This window comes from Rhodococcus sp. EPR-157 (genome assembly GCF_001647195.1).
Taxonomy (GTDB): domain Bacteria; phylum Actinomycetota; class Actinomycetes; order Mycobacteriales; family Mycobacteriaceae; genus Rhodococcoides.
In genome coordinates, this window is record NZ_LVCV01000448.1 from 1 (window position 1) to 3,423 (window position 3,423).

At 63.4% G+C, this 3,423-nt stretch carries 6 protein-coding genes; all 6 read left to right on the forward strand.

Annotated elements, in window-relative coordinates; all coding sequences use genetic code 11:
- Window positions 1-1,467, forward strand: a 1,467-nt coding sequence (locus A2J03_RS20905) for a phage major capsid protein (RefSeq protein WP_068377862.1), incomplete at its 5' end; no start/stop codon positions are given.
- Window positions 1,468-1,806 (forward strand): hypothetical protein, encoded by a 339-nt coding sequence (locus A2J03_RS20910; RefSeq protein WP_068377864.1) that lies wholly within the window; start codon window positions 1,468-1,470, stop codon window positions 1,804-1,806.
- Window positions 1,806-2,192 (forward strand): hypothetical protein, encoded by a 387-nt coding sequence (locus A2J03_RS20915; protein ID WP_068377866.1) that lies wholly within the window; start codon window positions 1,806-1,808, stop codon window positions 2,190-2,192. Before A2J03_RS20910 ends, A2J03_RS20915 begins: the two co-directional genes overlap by 1 nt.
- A gap of 2 nt (window positions 2,193-2,194) precedes the next feature.
- Window positions 2,195-2,605, forward strand: coding sequence for a hypothetical protein (locus A2J03_RS20920; RefSeq protein ID WP_068377868.1), 411 nt, complete (start codon window positions 2,195-2,197; stop codon window positions 2,603-2,605).
- A 5-nt stretch (window positions 2,606-2,610) separates the two neighbouring features.
- Window positions 2,611-3,012: a hypothetical protein gene (locus A2J03_RS20925; RefSeq protein ID WP_068377870.1), complete on the forward strand. Its 402-nt coding sequence runs from the start codon at window positions 2,611-2,613 to the stop codon at window positions 3,010-3,012.
- Window positions 3,009-3,269: a hypothetical protein gene (locus A2J03_RS20930; RefSeq protein ID WP_068377872.1), complete on the forward strand. Its 261-nt coding sequence runs from the start codon at window positions 3,009-3,011 to the stop codon at window positions 3,267-3,269. Before A2J03_RS20925 ends, A2J03_RS20930 begins: the two co-directional genes overlap by 4 nt.
- Window positions 3,270-3,423: the final 154 nt, after the last annotated feature.

Consider the following 3,423-nt stretch of genomic DNA (forward strand, 5'->3'; position numbering starts at 1 on the left):
GGATGGAAGACTCGCGGCGAACTCCCGGTCGGCGTCGTCATCTCCGGTAAGAACCGCCCCGAGGGCTATTACGTCGAAACGCGCATCGCGAACACCGCACGCGGTGACGAAGTTCTCGAACTCGCACGCGACGGCGTACTCAAATACTTCTCGGTCGGGTTCCTACCCGGTGCCGAGGATAAGCGCGACGGCGTGCTCGTCCGCACCAAAGCGACACTGCGCGAAGTGTCCATCACTGAAATCCCCGCCTACAAAGGCGCGGTCATCGAAAGCGTGAGAAGCGCTGTCACAGAAGAGGAAACACGCATGGACCCCGAAGAGCTCGCACGCCTCGTCGCCGCCGGAATCAAAGACGATCCCGAGGTCACCCAGCTCCGCACCGACAATGCCGAGATGATTCGACGTATCGGAGTACTCGAAGACACCGGACCCGCACAGGCGCGCGGCCGGCGTGAATTCCAGGTCCGCACCGGCGGCGAACTGCTCAAGGCAATGGCCAAGGGCGACCGCGACGCAATCGACGAGATTCGTAGCGTCAACGACGAGCTGGAGTCGCTGCGCATCGAGACCCGCGCCTACGAAGGTCAGGTCGTCGCGGACGGCGTTGTCCAGCCGGCGTGGCTGGAGAAGCAGCTCCGACTCACCAACCGCAGCCGGCCGATCTCGACCATGTTCTCCCGTGAATCGCTGCCGCCGGACGGCGACTCGTTCGAGTACGCCAAGGTCATCACGGAAACCGGGGCCATCACCGTCCAGGCACTCGAAGGTGACGATCTGGGTTACCTGGAGATCAAGCTCGGCACGGGCAGCGGCACCGTCCGCACAGTCGGCGGCTACACCAGCTTCAGTCGCCAGGCCATCGAACGGTCCAAGGTCCCGATCCTGGACACCGGCCTGCGGTGGATGGGCATCCAGTACGCCGAGGCCTACGAGAACTACGTCCAGGCGTTCATGCTCGCGCTGCCCCTGGGTGGAGCCGAGGGCGTCAACTCGATCCCCGTTCTCGCGAAGCCGGCGACGGCCGCCGAGTGGATCAGCGTCGTACTCGACGCGAAGCACTCGATCATCCAGAACGCCAAGGGGCTGCGTGCCGACCTCATCGTGTGCAGCTTCGATGTCTACAAGGACATCGCCCTGCTGGAGGATGCCACCGGCCGGCCGATCTTCAATGTCAACGGTGACGGACAGAACACCTGGGGCAGCGCAAACGTCAGCCAGACCGACGACGTAGAGATCGGCTTCAACATGGCCGGCCTGCCCGGTGTCGTCGGAGATCGACTGCCGCCCGGTACATTCCGCGTCTCCTCGCGCGAAGCGATCACGTCGATGGAGTCGGCCGGCGCTCCGTTCTCGCTCCAGGACGAGAACATTATCAACCTGACCAAGGACTTCAGCGTCTATGGCTACCAGGGGATCTACTCCGAGCAGCCCAAGGGCATGACCGCGATCACCTGGCCGGACGAGTAGATGACAGCGCCGGAACCGGACGACTCGACGGTCACTGTCCCGACCGTCGAGGAGTTCCGGAATTTCGTCAACGCCGACCCGAGCGACGACGACGACCTCAAGCGCGACCTGGACAGTGCCGTCGAGTTGGTGGACGAGTTCTGCCGCGATCCTCAGAGGCCCGTTCCGGCGGCAACCCGCAGACGGTGGTACCTGCTCGTCGGTGCGGAACTGTTCGACGCGTCGTCGGGTCCGAGCACCAGTACGGACCCGTTCGGCAACTCACGCCAGTCTCGGCCTTCACGTGATCCGCTGCACGTGATCATGCGGCAGGCCCGACGATTCGTCAGTCCGTTCTGATGAACATCACACAGGCCACCGCGAAGGTCGTTGCCACCCTGGAAGGTTCCGGCCTCCGCGTCCAGGGGTGGGCGGAGCGGAAGGTCGTTCCGCCGGTGGCAATCGTCGTGCCGGCGCAGCCGTTCCTCGACAGCGAGGGCGATACGACGTTCGAGCACCCGTTCGTCCTGCATTATCTCGTGCAGCTTGTCGCCGGCCGTGGCACGGGCGACACGGTCCAGCGCGCACTGGAAGACGACATCACCGCCGCCGTACTCGCGCTGACCGATGTCGGCATGTCGGTCGATGACGTGCAGTACCCCCTCATAGGTACCGAGGACGACTCCCCCACCATCGGCGCCCAAATCGAGGCGTCCGTAACCATCAACCTGAAAGAGGATGTGTAGCAATGCCATTCAAAGGCACCAAGGGTGAAAACCTTCAGATCTCGTTCGACGGCACCGAGTACAACAGCTACCTACACCAGGTGCGCGCGGAGCCGGACGACGGCGAGGACGGTGATTTCATCACCTTCGCCAACGCCGCTACCGGCGACACCTCGCAGTGGTTCCTGCGCGGTGAGATGTACGACGACTACGCGGCCGACAGCCTGTGGACGCTCGCTTGGGAGAACTCCGGTCAGGTGGTCCCGTTCCTGATCAAGCCCTACGGCAACGAGGTGCCGTCCGAAGCGCAGCCGCACTTCGGTGGTGACGTGAAGATCTCGCGTAAGCCCGGTATCGGTGGCGAGGCAACCGTGGCGCACCAGACCGAGATCGAGTGGGAGATCGAAGGCGTTCCCGAGCGGATCGTCGCCTAGCTCTCATGGCCGGCATCAAGATCGACGTCGACCTCGACGGCAAAGACGAGATCGTAGCGAAGCTCACCAAGTTCGCTGCGACCTCCCGGCAACTGAAGCCGGCTTTCCAGCAGATCACCAGTAGGGCAATGGTGACGGGACGGTTCCAAGCCCCGAGGTACGGCGGCAAGACTCGCGCCTCGCTCAAGGGCAAGGCGTCGAATCTGAAGTCGCACTTGAGCGCCGGCAACGGTTCCTACAACAGTCACGGTGGCGGCATCTACGTCGAGATGAACCACGCCGGCACCCGCTGGGACGGGCAGGCCCCGAACCCTTGGCTGTATCGAACGCTCAACGCGAACAGGACGTTCGCCGTGCAACGAGTGCGGCGAGAAATCATCAGAAAGAAAGACGAAGCGGGACTATGAAACTGACACTGACCGACATTCTCAACGACCTCACCGGCGAGCAGCTCGACGACATCGAGAAGACGCTCGGCGGCACGATCGAGGACGCGGGTTCGTACAAGCTGACGAAAGCTCTCGGCTACGTCCGCGCCAAGGTCAACGAGGACCAGCCCGACCTCAAGTTCCGCGACTACAACAAGCGCACACTCCGCGAGATCAGCCACGACGTCGGCCTGGACCAAGAGGACGACGACCCAAAAGACGACAGCGGGAACTAGCCGACGCGCAGGCAGAACGCCTCGCCGCGTTCTGCCTGCTGACCGGTCAATCGCCCACGGTCTACCGCACGCTAACCCTGCGTGAGCGCAACGCGTTCGTGGCCGTAGCCAACCGAGCACGACGGAAAAGGAAGTCCTGATGGTCACCACCGAG

Coding starts and splice junctions, on each gene's coding strand:
- A2J03_RS20915 (WP_068377866.1), top strand. CDS start 1,806: ATGAACATCACACAGGCCACCGCGAAGGTCGTTGCCACCCTGGAAGGT.
- A2J03_RS20925 (WP_068377870.1), top strand. CDS start 2,611: ATGGCCGGCATCAAGATCGACGTCGACCTCGACGGCAAAGACGAGATC.
- A2J03_RS20930 (WP_068377872.1), top strand. CDS start 3,009: ATGAAACTGACACTGACCGACATTCTCAACGACCTCACCGGCGAGCAG.
- A2J03_RS20910 (WP_068377864.1), top strand. CDS start 1,468: ATGACAGCGCCGGAACCGGACGACTCGACGGTCACTGTCCCGACCGTC.
- A2J03_RS20920 (WP_068377868.1), top strand. CDS start 2,195: ATGCCATTCAAAGGCACCAAGGGTGAAAACCTTCAGATCTCGTTCGAC.